This is a genomic window from Dyella japonica A8 (genome assembly GCF_000725385.1).
GTDB classification, from domain to species: domain Bacteria; phylum Pseudomonadota; class Gammaproteobacteria; order Xanthomonadales; family Rhodanobacteraceae; genus Dyella; species Dyella japonica_C.
The window spans coordinates 2,044,768-2,065,355 of sequence record NZ_CP008884.1 but is presented as its reverse complement, the minus strand read 5'-3'; the positions used below and the strand labels follow the sequence as shown (position 1 = coordinate 2,065,355).

The window sequence follows — 20,588 nt, the reverse complement described above, 5'->3', positions numbered from 1 at the left end:
CCCATGAAGACCTCGTTCCCGAAACAAGACATCAAGGTGCTCCTGCTGGAAGGCGTCAGCCGCAGTGCCGTCGAAAGCTTCCACCGCGCTGGCTACAGCCAGATCGAATACCACGAAAAAGCCTTGCCGGAAGCGGATTTGAAGGCCCGCATCGCCGAGGCGCACATCGTCGGCATCCGCTCCCGCACCCACCTGACGGACGAGGTGCTTCAGCAGGCTAAACGTCTGATTGCCGTGGGCTGCTTCTGCATCGGCACCAACCAGGTGGACCTGGCCAGCGCCCAGCGGCTCGGCATTCCGGTCTTCAACGCCCCCTACTCCAATACGCGCAGCGTGGCGGAATTGGTTATCGCTGAAACTATTATGTTGCTCCGCGGCATTCCCCAGAAGAACGCGCTGTGTCATCGCGGCGGCTGGACCAAGTCGGCGGCAGGCAGCTTCGAGGTCCGCGACAAGGTGCTCGGCATCGTCGGCTATGGCCACATCGGCACCCAGGTCGGCGTACTGGCCGAGAGCCTGGGCATGCGCGTGATCTTCTATGACATCGAGTCCAAGCTGTCGCTGGGCAACGCCCGTGCGGCGGACAGCCTGGAGGACCTGCTGGAACGCGCCGACGTGGTGACCCTGCATGTCCCCGAGACGCCGTCGACCCGGCTGATGATCGGCACGCGCGAGCTGTCGCACATGCGCAAGGGCTCGGTGCTGATCAATGCTTCGCGCGGCACGGTGGTGGATATCGACGCGCTGGCCGCGGCGCTGCGCTCGGAGCACCTGGCCGGCGCGGCCGTGGATGTATTCCCGGCGGAGCCGAAGGGCAACGACGATCCCTTCGTATCGCCGCTGGTGGGCATGGACAACGTCATCCTCACCCCGCACATCGGTGGCAGCACGCTGGAGGCGCAGGACAACATCGGCATCGAAGTGGCGGCCAAGCTGGTTCGCTACAGCGACAATGGCTCTACCCTCTCGGCGGTGAATTTCCCCGAGGTTTCGCTGCCGGAGCACCCCCGCAGCCGCCGCCTGCTGCACATCCACCGCAACGTGCCGGGCGTGCTCTCGCGCATCAACGAGCTGTTCTCCGCCGGTAACATCAACATTGACGCCCAGTTTCTGCAGACCGACAGCGAGGTGGGTTACGTGGTGATCGACGTGGCTGCCGACGAGAAACAATCCGCCGCACTCAAGGACCAGCTCGCCGCCATTCCGGGAACGCTGCGCAGCCGCGTGCTGTACTGAGAGGCCAGGTCCGCCGGGGTGTCCCGGCGTTCCATGGCACCGAATCGAAAAAGGCCAGCACGTCACGTGCTGGCCTTTTTCATGCCCTCCGCAAAAGTGACGCGGAGGAAATACCGAGAGCGTCAGTGACTGCCGCCGAAGCGATAGGTGGCCTGCAACATGATCTGGCGCCCGTAGATGTTGTAGTTGTAGTTGTTGAAGTAAGGAAAGGTGCGGCTCTTGCGGTAGCCGGGATCCTGCGGTGGCAAGGTGTTGAACAGGTTGTTCACCATCACAGAGAAGTCCAGGTCCTTGGTCGGCGAGTAACCCACGCTCAGGTTGTAGATGAACCATGGCGGCAAGGTGCCCGCACCCGGGTAGTCCGGTCCGTAGGTGAATGCGTAGTAATTTGGCGTCGGACTGTAGCGATGCATGTACAGCGTGCTGCGCCATGTGTCGTGCCACGACCAGCTCAGCGACGCCGTCGTGATGTCCTTGAACTCCGTGCTCCACAGGGGGTTGGTGAGCTGGTTGATCGGCGTCGTACCCGGATACTCCTGGTAGGAATGCTTAAGCATATCGTTGTAGTCAACCTGCACCGCAAACGTGCCGATGCGCGAAGGGTTGAACACATACTTCGCCTGCGCCGTCACCGAGTCGGTGACCTCATTGGCGATGTTGATGTAGTACAGGTCCAGATTCGTGACCTGGCCGGTGTACGGACTGCGGGTAATCTGCGCATAGGCGTTCTGGCAGATGGCCGAATCAGACGGCAGCTGGCCCAGCCGGCACTGCGACTCCTGCCGCATCAGCATGTCCGCGCTTTGCAGCTGGATCTCGTTGTTGATCGAGATGTGTAGGTAGTCCGCGCTCAGGCTCAGGTTGTTGATGGGCGACCACACCGTGCCGAAGCTGAAACTGGACGAATTGGTGGGCTGCAGCTTCTTGTTCGGCAGCACGTTGATCTTCACGCCCTCGGTGTAGCCGGCGGAACAGTCCTGCCCGCCACCCTGCGTCGCGCAAAGATAGTAGTCCGTCACGCTGTTGTACTGGCCCGAGGGGCCAAGGAAGATCGACGACATATCCGGCGCGATGAAACCGGTGGCGTAGTTGCCACGCACCAGCAGCGTGCTGAAGGGACGATATTCCAGGCCCACCTTGTAGGTGAACTTGTTGTTGGGCGACCCGTCCGAGATGGTGTAGCGATCGTAGCGGCCCGACAGGTCGACAGTGAGCTGCGACAGCACCGGCATGTTCAATTCGAACGCCGATGCGTAGTGATCGCGCTGACCGCCACCGGACACGCCGGTATTACCCCAGATCAACCCGTCGGCCACCATCTGGTTCACCGGGGCATACCAGGCCTGGTTGCCGCCTTCGGCCGTCCACGCGAACCCGGCGTCGCCACCCGGCAGGTGGAACAGGCTGTCGTTGCTGATGGTGCCGCGGAAGTTGTTGATCCAGGTGTTGTACAGCGCGTTGATGTTGGTGGTGAAGCTGTTGTACTGCGCGGTGGAAATCGGCTTGTAGAACGCCGCGTAATTGGGGTGGTACATGTTGTAGCCGGTGTTGGGATCCACCCCGACGACCGGTCCCAGCATGGACTCGAAGAAGCTGTCCACGGCTGCGGCCGGATGCAACGGACTGACATCGGTCGTACGCTCGCCGGAGCGCAGGTAGTACACATCCCAGTTCCAGTCCGATTCGCCGAACTTGCCGTTGGCGCCGATATCACCCTGGTACATCAGGTCGTTCTGGCGCACCAGGCCGTTGTAGTTGCTGTTGCCCACTTCTTCGGGCGCAAAGAAGCGCTCGGGAAAGAGCACATGCTGCGTCGTGGCATCCTCGATCACGCCACCTGGGAGATCGTTCGGCCCCCACCAGTTGTAGGCGATGCCCGCGGTGAACTTCTGCTGCTGCCAGCTCGTCAGTAAGTCCGCGTAGAGGCGCACGTTGTCATTTAGCTTGTAGCGCAGCTTGAGCGTGCCGCTATAGCTGCGATCCTGGTTGATGAACGTGCCGTAGCTGAAGGTTTTCGGCGAGCCGCAGAAGGACCCATTGGTGCGGCTCACCAGCGCCGTTGTGCCACCGAACAGGTTGCTGATGGCGCCGCAACCATTGGGCGGCGCCTGGAACGTCGTCGGCCCGGCGTAGCCGACACCATAGTCCCACATGGCCGCCACGATGATGGGACGCGGCGCCGCCGATGTCAGGTCGCGCTGGTAATACCACGCGGGCGACTGGTTGAAGAACTCCAGCGTGCCAAGCACGTCGAGATCGCCGAACTTGTGCCCGAACGCCAGGGACATGCGCTGGTTCGCGCCGCCGCCAAGGCTGTAGTTGCCGGTGCGCACGCTGACTTCGGCACCATCCATATGCTCCTTGGTGATGATGTTCACCACCCCCGAAATCGCCTGCGAGCCATAGATCGACGAACCGCCACCGGGGAGGATGTCGATGTGGTCGATGATGCTCAGGGGAATATTGCCGATATTGGTGAAGTCACTCACGCCACCGTAGAGCTGTCCGAACTGCGTGATCGGTTTGCCGTCGAGCAGCGTCAACGTGTACTCCGGATTCAACCCGTAGAAGCTGAAGGTCTGCGAACCCTGGTTGAAGCCGGGCGTTTGCGAGCCCGGCACGGTGCCCGTGGCGAACACGGAGTTCTGGAGTACTTCGGCGACGCTGTTGAAGCCACGCGCCTCGATGTCCTTCGCCGTGATGGTGAAGGTCGGCGTGGCCGTCTGGATCTGTGCGTTGTTGATCAACGATCCGCTGACGATCACCGTATCGAGTCGCTCGGCCTTCTTCTTGGCGTCGGCCTTCGGCGCGTCACTGGACGAATCAGTGTTTGTATCCTGCGGCGACGGCCCCGATACGGCATCCGTGGCATGAATTTGCGCACAGCCGAGCGCCATGGCCGCCACGATGGCGGCCGTGAGTTTCGAATACTTCATTTTTCTCCCCAATATCCCGTGGTGGACACGTTGTTTCTGTCAAAGACATCTGTCAGAGAAGACCGCAGGCCTCATCCCCATGGGCCATGCTTCGCTTTGCCAACTGCAAGCCATGGCCGGTTCGCCACGGCGCCTGAGACATCGCAGACAGGTAGCTGCCTGATGAAAGCGGCATAAGCGCGGCGCGGCGAAGTACCGGTCGAGCGCACAGCTCTTCAGGAGCGAAGCAACAGGCTGTGGAGCGGAAACATCCGCTCTATCCCCGCGAACTCGTCACGATTCACCGATGCACGCCGAAAGCCGCGACGTGTGCGTGGCTAATGCTGTCTACTCGGCGTGATGGACGTCTAGACAGCCTTTTATTTTGAGCATGCGGATTACTGCATAATTTTTTTTGAACCAACGAAGCGCAAGGCCAGGATCCGCCAGCAAACCTGCACGACGTCATTCCGGCGCAGGCCGGAATCCAGTAGACGGATTGCCTGGTGGTCGCGATAGCGTCAGGTGTGCGGCCTTGCTGCGAAAGCCGTGTACTGCGGCTACTGGATTCCGGCCTGCGCCGGAATGACGAGGGTGAGGATCTTCGGGGGTTGCCAGCCGCCCGGAATCCGATGAGCGCGTTGCCCATGCGCGTGATCGTCGCCCGCTCCATGTGCCTTCCCACCTGCACGCAAAAAAAGGCGGGGCGTTATCACTAACGCCCCGCCCTCGTCTGCACGTTTCATTCTTGTGCCACGTTGCGAAACCGCCCATGGCAAGCATGCATTGCCATGCAAGCCTGGCAACTCATTCCATCCGAAGCATCACCACGCCATGCGACGGAACATCCGCTGAGAACCGGCCGCTAGCTTCCGGAAGATCCCTGTGCGCCCACAGGTCACGCACTTTCAGGCGCAAGTTGGCAGGCAGGTGCAGGTCATCCCACGTCACGGTCACCGCATGGGTGGATGCGCTGCGGTTGAGCAATACGACCGCGCGACCACCACCCTTGAGAGGGCGGGCCCACACCTCGTAGTCGCCATGCTTGGCAACGCGGCTGGCCTGGATGCCAAGGGGATCCTGGTCGACCGCGATGACCTCGCCGTTGGTGAGGATGGTCTTGATATCCGCACTCATGTTGGCGAGGTCGTTGCCTGCCATCAAGGGCGCAGCCAGCACGGCCCACAGGCTGAAGTGGGATTTGTATTCCTCCAGCGTCATCTTGCCGTTGCCCACCTCCAGCATGTCCGGGTCGTTCCAGTGCCCAGGGCCGGCATAGGTTTCCAGGCCGACCTGGAGGTCGAGGATGTCCATCACGCTGTGTTCGAACCCATGCCGACCTTCCCAGTGGTCGTAGATATCGTCGGTGGTGCGCCAGAGGTTGCCGATGGTCTCTCCCCACAACCAGGGCTTGTTGAGGCCCCACTCGCAGATGCTGAATACGATGGGGCGCCCTGTGGCCCGCAACGCGTCGCTCATGGTCTCGTAGGTTGAGCGCGCATCCTGCGTATAGGTGGAGCACCAGTCGTACTTGAGGTAATCGACACCCCATGAGGCATAGGTGAGTGCATCCTGATACTCGTGCCCCAGGCTGCCGGGGCGCTTGCCGCAGGTGAGCTTGCCGGCGTCGGAATAGATGCCGAACTTGAGCCCTTGCGCGTGAATGTAATCACCCAGCGCCTTCATGCCCGAGGGAAAGCGCTGGGCATCAGGCTGGATATTTCCCTTCGCATCGCGCTCGCCCTGCCAGCAATCGTCGATGACGATGTACACATAGCCGGCATCGCGCATGCCCGAGCTGACCATGGCGTCGGCCGCCTGGCGGATCAGCGTTTCATTGATCGTGCAACCAAACCGGTTCCACGTGTTCCAGCCCATGGGCGGCGTCAACGCCAGTCCGTTGGCGGTCCGTGGTGGTCGCGGCGGAGAAGAATCCGCGTGAAGCACCCCCACAACCGTGATCCAGGCCAACCATATGGCCACCAGCACACGCAATCGATTCACCCGTCATTCCTCATGCAGAAATCCATCAAGCCCGTTTGTGAGGCGCGGCAGGTTGCGCATCAGCGACTGATGCGAACCATCACGACACCGTGCGAAGGAACTTCCGTCGCGAAGCGCTCGCTCGTGCCCGGCAGGTTCTTGTGTTGCCAGAGATCGCGCACCTGCATCGAGGTCTCGCGCGGATAACCGAGCATGTCCCAATCCACGGCGATCTGACTGGCCTTCGCACCACGGTTGAACAACACCACCGCACGCCCACCGCCCTTGAGCGGCTTGACCCAGACCTCCCGGTCACCGTCCTTGAACACACGACGCCCCTGTACGCCGAGTTCGTCCTGGTCAACTGCGATGACCTCGCGATTGGTGAGGATCGATCGGGTCGGCCCGCTCATGTTCGCCAGGTCGTTGCCTGCGATGAGAGGCGCGGCCAGCACGGACCACAGGCTGAACTGCGCCGTGTATTCGTCCTGGGTCATGCCACCGTTGCCTACCTCGAGCATGTCCGGGTCATTCCAGTGGCCGGGGCCCGCATAGCTTTCCAGCCCGGCTTGCCGGTCCAGGATATTGGTCATGCCGTTGTAGTGGCCTTCGCGACTTTCCCAACCGTCGTAGATGTCGCCCGAGGTGCGCCAGAGGTTGCCGATGTTCTGTCCCCACAACCAGGGTTTGTTGGTGCCCCAGTCGCACAGGCTGAACACGATGGGACGCCCCGAGGCACGCAGCGCATCGCTCATCACCTGGTAAGAGGATTTGCCGTCCTGCGTGTACGTGGAGCACCAGTCGTACTTGAGGTAATCCACTCCCCACGCCGCATATTGCCGTGCATCCTGATACTCATGACCCCGGCTGCCGGAACGGCCTGCACAGGTCTTCGACCCCGCATCGGAATAGATGCCGAACTTCAGGCCGCGCGCGTGGACGTAATCGGCCAGCGCCTTGATACCGGAAGGAAAGCGCGCAGGATCGGCCGTGATGTTGCCCTCGCCGTCGCGCTCACCCTGCCAGCAATCGTCAATCACCACGTATGCATAACCGGCCTGTTTCATGCCCGTACGCACCATGGCGTCCGCGGCCGCGCGAATGGTCTTTTCGCTGATGTCGCAACCGAAGTGATTCCACGAGTTCCAGCCCATGGGAGGTACAAGGGCCAGCCCATTGGGCTGCCGGGGCGGCTCCGGCGGCGCGGCCTCGGCACGTATCGGCGATATGCCAGCCGCCAGCCACGACAACAACAAGAAACCTGACAAGACGAACCAACGCATCCACTTCTCCCCAAAAAGCCTACCGGCTTGCCCAAGCATCGGGCGGACTGGTGTGGCCAGCCCGCCGCCATTAACCCGCTGATTGCGCCAGACGGCAACCATCCAGCCATCTGGACGTCTTTCCAGCACCCTCCCGATGGCAAAAAAACACGTCATCCCCGCGAATCCCCGTGAGGGATCGAGAGCGGGAGGAACTCTCGGGGGATGACGAGCGAACACACGAACTTCGTGGTCCCCTGAAGGCGACACCGGCTGATCACGCCGGTGCCACGATTGCTTGCGGCCCCGCCTGAAAGAAGAAGGCCGGTTCCGGATCACCGCTGGTACTGCATGCCCGTGGCAAGCGCACCGGCGTTCCAGGAACCCCAGCCAGACGCCTGGTTGTACTTGCCAGGCACCACCGAGTACGCGCCGTTGGAGCCGCCGGTCAGTAGGTGGTAGCAGGTGAGGCAGTCGCCGTGAGTGGCATTCACCTGCCCCACGCCAATGTCGTAGAAGGTCTGCTGCCAGAAGTACGGCTGGATGCCGCTCTGCAACAGACGCGCATAGGTTCCCGCCAGCAGCGGAGCCGCGAGGCTGGTGCCGCCGTAGACGGCCCACTGCGTCTGATAGGTGCCAGTGCTGTCGTAGCCGCCGATGATGATCCACAACCCCGTGTTCGGATCACCGTCCATGACGAAATCCGGCGTGCCGCGCCGGGCACCGACCACGGACGCCACGCCATCCTGATAGTAGGGACGCGGTTCGGTCGCGGCCGGCCCACTCTCGCTGCCCTGCCACAGGGTCTCGTGGTCATAGGCCGCATAGGAGTTTGCCGAGTTGTAGACCGTGGATGCCCCAACCGACACTACGTAGGGCGAACTGCCGGGAAAGCCCGTCGAGCTTTCACCGCCCGCGCAACCCGGGTGGCCGCCGTCATCCTGGGTGATGGCGAATACCGTGATGCCCTTGGCCACCGCCGCGGTCAGTTCCTGATCCCAGCTGCCGCGAAGATCCTGCCCGATGTCCGCGTCGCAGGTAGCGGCGAACGAGAGGGAGATGGTCGACCGGTTGTCGTTGATGGCCGCTGTCACCGCCGCCAGCTCGTCATCCAGATTCGTTGACGGCGCGGAGTAGAAGTCGATTTCCTGGAGGCCGCCGGACATGGTGGCCACGGCGTCGACGTCGAGCACGGCTTCTGTCTGCGCCTCGTAGTCCCCGGGGGTGTAACCGGTCGGGTAGGTCACGTTGAGCGGAATGTTGCTGAAACCATAGGCGCTGGCCCAGGTCTGGTAGAGGTACGTGGTGTTGCCCTGGTCGCCCACGCCGATCACCGCCACTTTTTGTCCGCTGGCGGGTGCGAGATTGCTGGCGCCATACAGCGACGGAAGATCCATCGGTGCGTGCACGCACTCCTGGCAGGCCACGGTGCCGGCGGTCGACTGCGTCCCGGGCACGCCCCTGTCCTTCCCGTACGAGTGGCCCTTGATCATCGTGGCCACCTTGGCGCCGGATACGCCGCGCTCCTGGAACGAGCGCAGGCCGTGCACGGCGCTCACCACGTCGCTCAGCGACGAAGGAATCTGAACGGCATCGACGTTGGCCACCCCTGCCTTGTCGCCCCGCTGCACGCTGTAAAGACGTGTCTGGAACGCCGATTGCACGTTCGCCTCCGTGCCCGACGCCGAGACGATCATGTTGTCCTTCGACACGTAGACCTGACTGAAGCCGTTCGCACGCAGGAAGCCGGCGACGCGCATGGCATCGCCGTGAGCCGGCAGGTAACGGGAAGCCAGCTCGCTGTCCGTCAGCGGCTGCCTCACATGCGCGCGCACCAGGCCGGCCACCTGCTCCAGCTCGGCCGTCTGGCGCATCTTCAGCACAACGTTGACGCGAATCGGCGCATTCGCGCCCAACACGGTCGCCTGTTCGCCCGCTCGTAGCGCCACGCCTTTGGCAAGCACGCGATTCGCCGGTGCCACCGCCGCATCACCGGCAGCCGTGCCCCCGGCGGCCATCGCGCCGGCCGCCGTGCCGGCGCAAGCCAGCCCCAGACACGCCAACACCACTCCCCTCGACAGCATTGCTGGTCGCAACATGTCCACGCTCCCCATTCGAGATGAGATAAGCCATCGGTCGATGGCTCGTTCGTCGTGCAACGCAACCGCCACGCGGCTCCCCTGCGCGCTGACCTCATCCAGTATTGGCGTTGTCGTGCATCGCGTCTTGAGCGAAATTTCGATGGAGAGATGACGAAATCGGCACAAATGCCGGGCAAGCCCTTCCCGCTGCGGGTGCCGTCAGCGCACCAGGAACCCGTGCGCCAGCGGGTCGCGTTCGTCGATCAGCCAGTGGCACAAGCCGCAGACGTAGGCATCGCCTTCAATCTCCGGAATCACGGCATCGAAGTGGTCCACGCGCGTCTCCTCCAGCACACGCCCGTGAAAGATCGTGCCGATGATGGATTCATTGACCAGCGTTTCGTGCCGCTGCAGCGCACCCCGCAGGAACAGCTGCGCCACGCGCCCCGCCGTGCCGGAGCCGGTGGGTGACCGATCCACCTCTCGATCGGCGAACACGCAGCAATTGGCCTGCGTGGAGCCCGCATGGCGAGGCTCGTTGTCAATGATGGTGCCGTAGATATGGTTGATGTCGGGAACATGCGGATGCACGACCTTGTACGCGGCATTGGCGGCACGCTTCACCTCGTCGCCAAACTGGGTCAGTCGCTCCACCTCGGCCTCGCGGATCGTCAGGCCGAAGGGCTTTCCCGCCACATAGAAATAGAACGCGCCGCCGAAGGCGATATCGCCATGCACGTCGCCAAAGGTCGGCGTCTGGACCACGGCATCGCGCAGCCAGATGAACGACGGCACGTTGACGAAACGCACCCGGCCGGCGTGTTCGCCATCCCATGCCACGAAGGCCTCGATGAATCCGCAAGGCGCATCAATGCCCACACGCGTTTCCGGCGACGTCCGCTCTATCCAGCCGAGTTCAACGGCCGCCGTAGCCAGCGCGATCACACCGTGGCCACAGTGATCGCTATAGCCCTCGTTGTGCATGAAGATGATGCCGAAATCGGCATGTTCGCTCACCGGATCGGTGAGGTAGCCCCCGTACATCTGCGCATGACCGCGCGGCTCGAGCATCAGCGCCCGGCGCAGGTGATCAGTGTGCGCCAGCAACCATGCGCGCCGCTCCATGATGGTGCGCCCCTGCGGCCTGGGCCAGCCGCCTGTCACGATCCGGAACGGCTCCCCGGCCGCGTGCACTTCCACGGTACTGATGAACTGACCCGGCTTCATCCCCTCTCCCCGGTGGATCACATGGAGGCCAAAGTGGCTATTCATCCTACCAATTTTTGGTCATATTGTCGGACATAACGACGGGGTATCGCCAAAGGGACCACGGGGATCGATATGACCAAGGCAAGAGTCATGGCGGGCGACACCTTTCGCCCCAAGCAGATCTACGAACAGGTGGCCGAGCGCATCCGCACCGGCATCCGCAACGGCCAGTTCGGCGCGGAAGATCGCCTGCCATCGGAACGTGAACTCTCCACCCGCTTCCGGGTTGGACGTCCAGCCGTCCGTGAAGCCATCGGTGCGCTGCAGAACCAGGGCCTGGTGATCACGCGCCGGAATGCCGGTACCTATGTGAGTACCGACGCCATGGAGTTGCTGGTGGCAGCCACGGCCAACCATGCCGCCGATACGGATCCCGATTTCAGCCCGGCATCCACGCTGGATCTTCGCCGCATCCTTGAACCCGCCATCGCCCGGCGCGCAGCGCAACGGGCACAGCCCGATGCGTTGGCCGAGCATTATCTGGCGCAGATGGATTCCATCACGGATATCGCCGATCCCGGGCAGTGCGCGCTATGGAATGAAAGCGACCGCCTGTTCCATCACCGCCTTGCCGCCATGACTGGCGATCCGCTGCTGGAAAAAGTCGCCGATGTCGTCGCCCACAGCATGGACCAGCCGCTGTGGAAGCGCCTGAAGGACGAGGGCATTTACGAGGCCAGGCGGGTACAACTCTACGCGTCCGAACATCGCCTGATCTACGAGGCCATCATCTGTGGCGACGCAGATGCAGCCGCCATGTACGTGGATCAGCACCTCAAGCGGGTGGGCCGGGATATGGTGCCGCGCTGAGGATGGCTGGATGCCGGATCGACCGGGATATGGCGTGTACCCGCGTCGCGAGCTGTTCCCGAACGACAAACCGTCGCGTGTTTTATTGAGATCCCGGCGGCGTTCGCAGGAAGGGCGCGCAGAGAGCCGCGGCAAGCACGCGCTCCGTACCGGTAAAAAAACGGCGCCCAAGGGCGCCGTTTTCCTGTCTTGTTGCCGAATTGGTCGGGACGGCGGGATTCGAACCCACGACCGACGCCCACAGGATCAAGCGCTTAGGGGTGCTTGCGCGTTGCCCGATTTCTCAAAGACTCATACCCTTAGCAATCAATGGGTTAGAAATCGTGAAAGCTCGGTAGTGCAGCACCCCGGTGTCGCTGATCAAAGTAGCAGATTCCCTCTCGAAAGTCGGCTGGGCGGTCAAGGATGATCCGCAGCCTCATTACCGGCACCGGCCCTACTCCGCCGAACAGCCTCCACGAGCTTACCCAGCGTCTCAAGCTCCTCGTCCGCGAGGCCAGCCACGCATACCGAATCGCCAGCAGCCCATGCCCAGACGGCGAAGTTGCCACCCTCATGCTGGTCGATATGACTGACACTGATTGACGCCCCGTCGCCCTCGCCCGTCGAATCCAAGGTGGCGTCACGAATGATCACGCTCTGCGACGTGGGATCCAAGCAAGCCAGCACGACCGCTGACCCTACGTTGCGGAGAAGCTCATCATGATCACCGCGCCAGTCCCGGAGCTGGTCCTCGTTGATTGAAATCAAGTGATATACAGCCATGCGTACCTCGTAGTAGCGAGTAGAAGATCACTCGATACTAGAGCGGGTGCGCGAAGTTGTCGGGCTGGAATTTCAGGAACGGTCGGGACCAACCCGTCTCGAACCGATGCACTCTGTTCTAAAGAATCCCGCTCAGCCATACACACAAGGCAAACTGCCTGTTTGCGTCACGACCACGTCAGACGAGAGAGCACCTGACCGGAGTTGATCTCGGCGCCGATCGCACTAGATTACGTGTGACTCCGAGTCTCAGCGGTTTTCGATCTCAATGTAAAGATCGTAGGGGCCCGGAAGGTCGTCATGGTCAAACCAGTGACCTTCCAGAACAAGTAGCTTGCCAACGAGCTTCAGCTCCGCCTTGACAGAGCTGTTGTAGAAATCACCTAAATTTTCATCCCGCCAGCGGCCTATGCCTTCGTACTTCCACTTTCCGACCCTTTCCAACTGGCAGGATCCGCTGAACATTCCCTCTTCGCCAGCACCGCTGAAATAGATCTCATAGAACGCCCCACCATCGGGATTGTCCCAGGTATCTATTTGAGCTTCGTAGCGTTCGGGCTCGCCGCCGTCACGTCGAAGTCGCAAAATTCCTTGGCTCATGCACGGATCATCTCAGGATGACGGATGCTTACGGGAACGCGCAATGAAGCTCGTCCCGGCCGGCTTTCACGCCAGGGGGCGTCGACGCGTGCCTCGCCCAAGATCGGGCGAGGCTGCGCTTGGGCGAATCTCAGTAGACGCGTGTCCGGGTGGTGCTGCCGGAACGGGTGGTCACCGTTGTGCGCGTCTTACCCTTGGAGTTCGTCGTACGAGTAATGCTGCCGTTGGAGGTCTTGGTTCGAGTGGAGATACTCGTCTTACCGTTCTTGCCAGTTCGGATCGTGGTACGCGTTGCCATAATCGTCCCCTGTCGGATGACCGGTATGGTCGAGGTTATCGTAAGGCAGCGTGCAGCTGCCGCCAAGCAGCCACTCTGTTTGAACCGCCCTCGCCCTCTCTAGACAAATCCCTGTTTGACGGCCCTCTGCCAAGCCTCTTTTAACTTATCGAGCCGGAACCCCCTAGGCTTAAACTCAGATGCGATCGCTGCCCACTCAACTACCTCGACTTCGCCAGGGGTTAGCACATTGAGGGGCTTGTTCCAGTCACAAAGGCGCTTCCAGCCGCCGTCCGACCAAATGGAATACGCATTCGACCGCCAGTCTGACGAACATTTAGCTGCCCGGACTTCGGGGACCAAGGTGGAGAGAAACGCATCGCTCAGGTGTATGTCACTTCCTTCAACTCTTGCCCAGCAAGCTTCCCTCTTCACCCACTCGGTGATCAATCGATTTCGGACCAGATGCTCAGGGATCTCCTGAAGCAAGGGAAGCACTTGTTCCGCAATCTTCATCGCCTCATCGATGAACGTCGCTGGCTCTTTCTGTGCCCGCCAAATCGACTGATAGTCGGGCTGAAGGGCGGCAGCCCGCATTCGCGAGCTCATAAGGGCAAGGGTGTAACTGGAAAGAGGCCGAACTATTGAGCCCGGATACCACTTCTGCGCCGGAATCAGCACATCGACTGCGCGGGTGATGATTGTCCGCCCAATCAGTCGCTGAAAATAGCCGTCGTCAAATTGTGTGGGATCTGACTCCCAAACTTGACTGATGATTTTTCCGAACGCCGCGATATTTTTTTGCGCACCCGAACTCACTGAATGGGGCAGGCAGCCAAAGGTTACTTCATAGCGAGCAATATCCGTCTTGGTGAGAACCTGCTTCTTTGGATTGAGCAGCTGCCACGTCTTGGCCGCCAGCCCGCTAAGTCTCCTCACCTCGACTTTGTAGCTACCAGTCGTGCGCTCAAAATACCAATAGCTGTTGATCTCCCCAGCTTTCGCGGGCGGCGCGAGTGTCTTGCGTGACAGTGTTTCGAGACGCTTGAAATAGGGGTGGCCAGCGAACAGATCCGACGCTGACACGGCATTTTGCGCATTTGCGAACCGCGCGATGCTATGAACCGCATCCTCAAAGCCCTCTTCCGGCAAGCGGGAGAGCTTCATCTGGACAGATGCTTTCGAAACGTCGATCCCAGCCTTCCGGGCCCAATAGAGGGAAGCGCTGGTCTGCCCACCATTCACTATCTGCAGGCCTCTCGCAGTAGTTATCTCGGTTTGCCCGTCGGAGTTTCGGTCCAGCTCCAAGTCCGACACTGTAACCGTGAGGCCATTGTTGAAGGCGAAGAACATGCCTGGATCATTACGCAGTGTTTCACGAATGCCCTTGTTCACCTTGCGGCTATCCCCAAGGAAGGCACGAACGTTTTGCTCGAGAATGCGTCCGCCGAAACGGTCATACAGACCAGCCAGCACGCTGCCTGGCATAACGCACATGAAAGAGTCATAGCGACTCTCAGTTCCTAGGCCTACGGGCAACGCAGGAATACCCCTTCCATATTCCTTGACAAAATCGATCTCAATCTCCTCACGCCCTTTTGCTGATGCTTCCATCCGTGAAAGACGCGAAATATCCCAAAAGTGGATATCAACTTCCTTGGCACCAAGCGACAGCTCCGGCATCTTGCCTATGGCTGTGCCGAGAGGTCGATCAGAAATTACATAGATGGATGCCTTGGACATCTCATCTGAAGTTGCAAACGAGAAGATCTCCCTTGCGAGCGCATGTGCAGGGTGACTTTCATCCCATAGGTCAGACAAAGACTCGTAAACACTTCCCTCAAGGAACCGAAATCCTGACTGCACCAATTTGCGCACCTCTTCCGTTAGCAATGGCTCCGGCTCAGTTGCACCAGAAAATGCGCACAGAATGAGGTTAAGGACCCCGTCGCTTTGGGAAAAGCTATAGGCGTCGACCTGGACGGCGGCACCACGCTTGGTGACCCCGTGAGCTCTGCAAATGTGATACTCAACAAACTCCTCACCGCTTTCGAGTACCTGGCAGGTTCGATCGATGAAGCGAGTGCTCACATAATCGCCGCCTGCAGAAGCATCGGCATGGATCTCACTCAACAGCGCCTCCCGGTAGCGCTGAACCTCCTCGTCCATAACCTTCCCCTTAGTTTTTCGTGCCTTCAGGAATCACTTCGATCAACAGCCGCTCAAAGGACGCAAGCGCCGTGAGATCGAGCGCATAGCTGGCTTCACAAACAGCGTGATTAATGGTGGAGCGAATCAGTCGAGGAAACTCCTCTCCGACAGCAAATGCACGTATACCGGCCACCGTATAGTGTTCCACGCTGTAAGCGTCGAGCCTCAGGTAGCCTCGAGCGGCAAGTGCCGCCTCGGTAGCTTCCCGAGCTTCCGCACCAATCTCATCAAAGCGTGACAAGACGCGGTCAACAATATCGTTCAGAGAGAACGATGAAGACCCCGAACTCGGCACCAACTCCACGACAACCAAGTTGATCGGAAGATGAGCGGACTCCAGCTGTTCTAGAGAAGATATCTGCACTCGAGGCCGAGCACCGGAAACCCTCGTCTTTACCTCGATGATCGACGTATTTAGTGCAAAATCCTGTGGGTGATCATCTGGCGCGACCCAAGCATGGAGCGCAGCAATTGCCCCCACTGAATCAACCAGGCGCTCCAGGACAATTAGCTCACCGATAAGGCCACGAATCTCCGGAGGTCCCATCTCGAGCGAACGTGCTCGACTAAGAAGTAAGTGCCAACGTGAAAGCCGGAGAAACACACTTGAAGTGGCCTGCGATATGGATTGCTCACCGGCGGACGATTCGATGACATCTCGACACAGGGCAAGAAATACACTGCGCCCATCTGAATTCTGAAGTATGAGCCTAGCGAATGGCTGCGGTGCATCTGGAGCGCTAAGCTGTATCGAGATTCCGCGCAACTTTGGAAAAGCTCGAGGAACAGACGTCATGTCGATCCCACGAATCAATAGTCCGGGTGCGCGGTCGTCGCTGCATACCCAGTAAATTGCTAACGGATGAGCCCCCTCAACTCGCCGCCCCAAAAGCTCGTTCGAACTGGCCGCAATCCCTGACCAAGGGTCATCAGTCCTCATTGAGCTCGTCATCCTCATCCCCTTCCGCATCAAGATCTCCGTAGATCTGCCTGAACTCTACGAGATTGACAATGTAGGTCACGCGAGACTCAGACTCCCCTTGGCGCAAACCAGGAAAACTGATGCCATACGCCGCGTGGACATTTCCATGCGTCTCATTCCCCTTGTCCCCAGATTCATTCTTGGCTGCCAAGAAATGCAGCATCAGCAAGGGACGATTGCGCTGAGCACGGTAGTAGTGATCCGCAATTGTTCTCCCTGCATTTCCCTCTGCCAAATCCTCTTGGTGCTTTCTTTCGGCCGCCTCAACTTCATCGCCCGTAAGCCCAAGTCGCTCAACGCCCCTCGAAGCAACACGCCTGTTTCTCCCGGAAACTTCCAGAACGTTTTTGCGGATAGTCATCCGCCTACGCTGAAGCCCTACGTCCATCCCGTCAATCGACAGTATTTCGTCCCGTTCCGGCGAAGTATTGGACACGACGACGACATCCCACTCCTGAAACGCACGCTTGCGGATGTATTCGGACAAAGGTGCTGCTTGCAATTCAATGTTTGCAGCCGGGGTCGCGAATCCGGAGATAAAGTTCAATACGTGCTCAACGGGCACCTCCTCAAATAGAAGGCTGGATAGCCGACTTTTTGATGAAACGCGGCCCATTCTCTTTGCACTCTTATGGACCGCGTCTACAAACGACCTCGCACGCTTGACGTTAAAGTCCCGTGGCACGCTATCTGCGTGGATCAGGGTCGTTTCCACCAACTGTTCGGCGAGACCCACTTGCCTGACGATCTCCTTGGCAGATTTCATCTTGTTGCGAGCAGTGACAAGCAGACCACCCGGGTGAGCACGCACAGCTAGGCCAAAAGCCTCTGGCGTCAATCCGGCCGCCTCCATTCTCCCGATCTCATCGCGCAGCTCTTCAGTTGCCGAGGCTATGAAGGAATACCAGTCATGGGCCTCCGGCCTGATATAGAGACGGCATAGCGATTTGAACCCATCCCTGTAACCAAACCAGCGCCCCATCTGAAGCAGCGTGTCATACATCTGCGTATTGCGAAGGAAGTAGCTAATGGTCAACCCTTCCAGCGTGAATCCTCGGGAAAGCGAATTTCCTCCGACCGCGATTACATTAAGCCCTGCATCTTTGTGAGCTCGGTAGTCGAGCTTTCCCGCGCTCCTTCCCGAGTTGATCTCGACCACGGACATCCCTGCCGCTGCTTGGTGAAGAGACCTCTGAATGTCATCCCATGACTCCGGCTCCTGCCGATACTGACTCTCCCAAGATTCATGCAGTGACCGCATGAAGGGATCTCGGAGGGCTGACTCTTTCGGCAAAGCATGCCGGTTCTCAATCGCATCCTTCATCAGCTGCAGCCGGGTCGCTATCAGGACTGCGATTTGCGCTTGAACGCGCGTGAAGCGCGACACATTTACCAACATCGAATGATGGCGATTTGCCTGACCCCGAAGGATCCGGATCGCTTTAGAAAGAACGAAACAATCGACGGCCTGAACCAAGGAAGGGTGAAGCTCGTCAATTTCCGTATCGATGGGATGCGTCGTCGGGAGCCACTCCTCCGTCCCCTGGGGGTCCACCGTCAACTGCTGGCCTTCATCTTCAAGGAAAAATTCCCGAGCACCCACGTAGTTGCTCGGCGCGTCAAGGCCCACAATAAAGTCACGTGGGAACAGGTCGTTTCCTAGGACTTCGTTCGTCGTATCCGGATTAATGAAAATATTGGCAAACGGCGTCGCGGTGTAGCCGATGTAGGCATTCCGCGTCGACATGCTCAGAAGCTCTCGGATCAGGCGATTGATCGTGTTCGGCTTGTTTACGTCGGCCGAGATGTTGACTGACGCATTATCTGCCTCGTCATCGATCACTATCATGGGCAAATCGAGACGACCGCCAGCAGCGGTCGTGCCCTGTAGCCACTCAATTAAATTACCCAGAATGGAGGGGTTCTTCTTGATGACGAAAATGGCTGGCTGAGCGAGATTGTGAATTGAGATACCAAGCCCGTCCGCCCTGTTCCTGGAGAAATCCAATCCACGGCTCGTATATGCCGCCGCAGTAAACGATGAGTTGATCTGTCCAACTCCAAGTGCGGTGGCATTGGCCTGCCGGCTTAAAACTTGGTCGCTGTCACGGCCAACAAATCCTTGGTCGACTCGCTCCTGCGTCTGTGACCGAAGGTTACTGTGAATACCTGCGATCAAAACGATCAGCTTGTAGCCGGCATCCGCCGCCTTGTTGATTACCCCTAGATAGTTGGCTGTTTTCCCGCTCTGAACGTGCCCAACCACAAGACCGCGTCGGGACCAGTGTCCTTCCCGCAGTGGATCGCCCGCAAGATCCAGGATTTCATCGGTGATGTCGTTCAGGCGATTGACGACGTTTCCGCCAAAGCCCTGCTGCATCATTAATTCGCGGTATCGCCGCCAATAACGAAAATCAATCTCATGAGCTTTGGCGCGTAACCATGGCCGGTGTCCTGAAGACAGCGTGTGCGAAGGCCCGAGGCGCACCGAGAACTCGCGCTCCAGCTGCTCCGAGATCTCTCGAATTGTCGCGTCATCGACGGGCTCAAGCAGAGCCGCCGACATTCGGCGCACTAAGGCCTCAACCTCATCTGGTGAGGAAGGCGCTCGAACAGACATTCCGGTTCGTGCGAGGGCAAGAAGTTCAGCGTTGCTCATTGATCGATTCCATTGACCATGTCAAATCAGGGCGACTCGATGCGCCGGAGGCGTTGCAAAATCTGTCGGGCCTCCGGTCTTCCAGCAAAGACTTGGGTTTGCAGCATTGACTCGGCGACAGCGGCCGGAATCGAGTCAGAATTGGGGACAACCGCTTCAACGAAGGCTGCTACAAGCTGCTCCAGACTGGATTTTTCCATGTCTGCCTGAGCCATTGCATGCGGATCGGATCCGATGTCCGAGAACAGGCTGTCCAGCGGAAGGGATGCCTCTATTGCAAGCAGGAGCGGCTCCATGTCGACCGGACCGCCTTTCTTTTCCAGATCCAGGATAAGCGGGTGAGATCGGTTGATCTCATATCTCACCTTTCCCCGGAGCGCATTTCTGTTCCATAACGACATGCCTGCACCAGCTGCCTGCTGGGTTCCCCTATAGGTGTATGGCCGCCGCGCGCTTTCAGTCATCCGGGCCACCAAGGGGCGGAGCTTGGCCCTCACCGAGGCTGGCGGGTGAACCCTGGATTTGCGCACGTCCACGCTCCAATGGGTGTCGAGCGACGTGGGCACATCTACCCGAACACGCAGTAGCTTTGTGAGCTCAGCTCGTCGTGCCAGCCCTAGCCATGTCCCACCAGTAATGAGGCGCTTAGCTCGGTAGACATAAAGACCTTGGGTTTCGACCAAACTGGATCCAAGCTCCAACGCCTTAAGTTGCTCGTTCGTAAGCCTCTGATGGTGTGGAAGCGTGAAGGCCTGCACCACAATCTTTCCCTTCTCCAAATGAAGAGTCTCGACTGAGTGGGAGTCAGATCGAGGGCTAGACAATCTGGCAAAAGGGTCCAGCGCCTCGATCTCTGCTCCATTGATCTTCAGCGTTACCCGGCGAGTGTCTTCCCCTGGCTCTGGCGCGATGAACCGATGGAATGTCAGGGCCAAATGCGGTCGAGCCACTCCGAACATCGTATTGAGTGCGGTATAGATTTGGTCTGGCTGATCACCTAATGCATCGAGACGATCAAGTTTCTGCCACAGGACCAAGGTCCCACATGGACCAATTCGATCCACCAAAGGCAGCTCCGCTATGGCTTGGTCATCCAATAGCTTGAGGACCCACTCGTCCCTGTCGACCACTAGATCCAAGTCCCAGCAACGGCCAGCCAGTTGCTCTCCGTTGCGCGAAACCACTGTCAGCCGTCGGCACTGTGAAAAAGAGGCCGTCTTGAGTCCAAGGCCGAACCGCCCCAAGTCGCCAGGATCGCGCTGTTCGCGCGGGCTCCGACTGCCATGCTGCATGGCCCGCGTGAGTTCGTCCGGGGACATACCGCGGCCATCATCCAGGATTGCCAAGAACGGCCCTAAGCCCTCATCAACATCGTTGATCAAGTCAATAGTCGACGCTTCTGCGGAAATGCTGTTGTCCACGATATCGGCCAGCGCACTCTCGAACGAGTAGCCGATATCCCGCATGGACTCCAAAAGCCGAGCCGCGCTCGGCCTGAGCGTCAGTTCGCCCTTCCCTTGTTCCTTCATGCCCGACTC

13 protein-coding genes are annotated in these 20,588 nt (G+C 59.6%); 2 read left to right on the top strand and 11 right to left on the bottom strand.

Annotation, left to right across the window (positions count from 1 at the left end):
* The first annotated feature begins 3 nt into the window (after nucleotides 1-3).
* Nucleotides 4-1,236, top strand: coding sequence for a phosphoglycerate dehydrogenase (gene serA, locus HY57_RS08475; RefSeq protein WP_019467406.1), 1,233 nt, complete (start codon nucleotides 4-6; stop codon nucleotides 1,234-1,236).
* Nucleotides 1,237-1,358: 122 nt separating this feature from the next.
* Here the strand turns inward: serA and HY57_RS08470 are convergent, their stop codons facing one another.
* The 5 genes from HY57_RS08470 to lhpH form a co-directional block, all read right to left on the bottom strand.
* Nucleotides 1,359-4,172, bottom strand: a complete 2,814-nt coding sequence (locus HY57_RS08470) for a TonB-dependent receptor domain-containing protein (protein WP_019467405.1) — start codon at nucleotides 4,170-4,172, stop codon at nucleotides 1,359-1,361.
* Between the two features lie 786 nt (nucleotides 4,173-4,958).
* On the bottom strand, nucleotides 4,959-6,029 hold the full coding sequence (locus HY57_RS08465; protein ID WP_019467404.1) for a glycoside hydrolase family 27 protein: 1,071 nt from the start codon (nucleotides 6,027-6,029) through the stop codon (nucleotides 4,959-4,961).
* Between the two features lie 185 nt (nucleotides 6,030-6,214).
* Nucleotides 6,215-7,417, bottom strand: coding sequence for a glycoside hydrolase family 27 protein (locus tag HY57_RS08460; protein WP_019467403.1), 1,203 nt, complete (start codon nucleotides 7,415-7,417; stop codon nucleotides 6,215-6,217).
* Between the two features lie 314 nt (nucleotides 7,418-7,731).
* Nucleotides 7,732-9,495: a S53 family peptidase gene (locus HY57_RS08455; RefSeq protein WP_157786212.1), complete on the bottom strand. Its 1,764-nt coding sequence runs from the start codon at nucleotides 9,493-9,495 to the stop codon at nucleotides 7,732-7,734.
* Nucleotides 9,496-9,696: 201 nt separating this feature from the next.
* Nucleotides 9,697-10,704, bottom strand: a complete 1,008-nt coding sequence (lhpH, locus tag HY57_RS08450; protein ID WP_019467401.1) for a trans-3-hydroxy-L-proline dehydratase — start codon at nucleotides 10,702-10,704, stop codon at nucleotides 9,697-9,699.
* A gap of 114 nt (nucleotides 10,705-10,818) precedes the next feature.
* Here lhpH and HY57_RS08445 point away from each other — a divergent pair, with 114 nt between their 5' ends.
* Nucleotides 10,819-11,556 (top strand): FadR/GntR family transcriptional regulator, encoded by a 738-nt coding sequence (locus HY57_RS08445; RefSeq protein WP_026034301.1) that lies wholly within the window; start codon nucleotides 10,819-10,821, stop codon nucleotides 11,554-11,556.
* A gap of 399 nt (nucleotides 11,557-11,955) precedes the next feature.
* Here HY57_RS08445 and HY57_RS08440 read toward each other — a convergent pair whose 3' ends face one another.
* The 6 genes from HY57_RS08440 to HY57_RS08410 form a co-directional block, all read right to left on the bottom strand.
* On the bottom strand, nucleotides 11,956-12,321 hold the full coding sequence (locus HY57_RS08440) for a hypothetical protein (protein WP_019467399.1): 366 nt from the start codon (nucleotides 12,319-12,321) through the stop codon (nucleotides 11,956-11,958).
* 249 nt (nucleotides 12,322-12,570) lie between these two features.
* Nucleotides 12,571-12,921, bottom strand: a complete 351-nt coding sequence (locus HY57_RS08435; protein WP_019467398.1) for a hypothetical protein — start codon at nucleotides 12,919-12,921, stop codon at nucleotides 12,571-12,573.
* Between the two features lie 397 nt (nucleotides 12,922-13,318).
* Nucleotides 13,319-15,367: an AIPR family protein gene (locus tag HY57_RS08425; protein WP_019467396.1), complete on the bottom strand. Its 2,049-nt coding sequence runs from the start codon at nucleotides 15,365-15,367 to the stop codon at nucleotides 13,319-13,321.
* Between the two features lie 10 nt (nucleotides 15,368-15,377).
* Nucleotides 15,378-16,349, bottom strand: coding sequence for a PD-(D/E)XK motif protein (locus HY57_RS21165; RefSeq protein ID WP_157786211.1), 972 nt, complete (start codon nucleotides 16,347-16,349; stop codon nucleotides 15,378-15,380).
* Nucleotides 16,339-19,050 (bottom strand): Z1 domain-containing protein, encoded by a 2,712-nt coding sequence (locus HY57_RS08415; protein WP_026034300.1) that lies wholly within the window; start codon nucleotides 19,048-19,050, stop codon nucleotides 16,339-16,341. Before HY57_RS08415 ends, HY57_RS21165 begins: the two co-directional genes overlap by 11 nt.
* A gap of 26 nt (nucleotides 19,051-19,076) precedes the next feature.
* The gene (locus tag HY57_RS08410) at nucleotides 19,077-20,579 is read right to left on the bottom strand and encodes an ATP-binding protein (protein ID WP_019467393.1); all 1,503 of its coding nucleotides are present in this window, start codon (nucleotides 20,577-20,579) and stop codon (nucleotides 19,077-19,079) included.
* Nucleotides 20,580-20,588 lie beyond the last annotated feature (9 nt).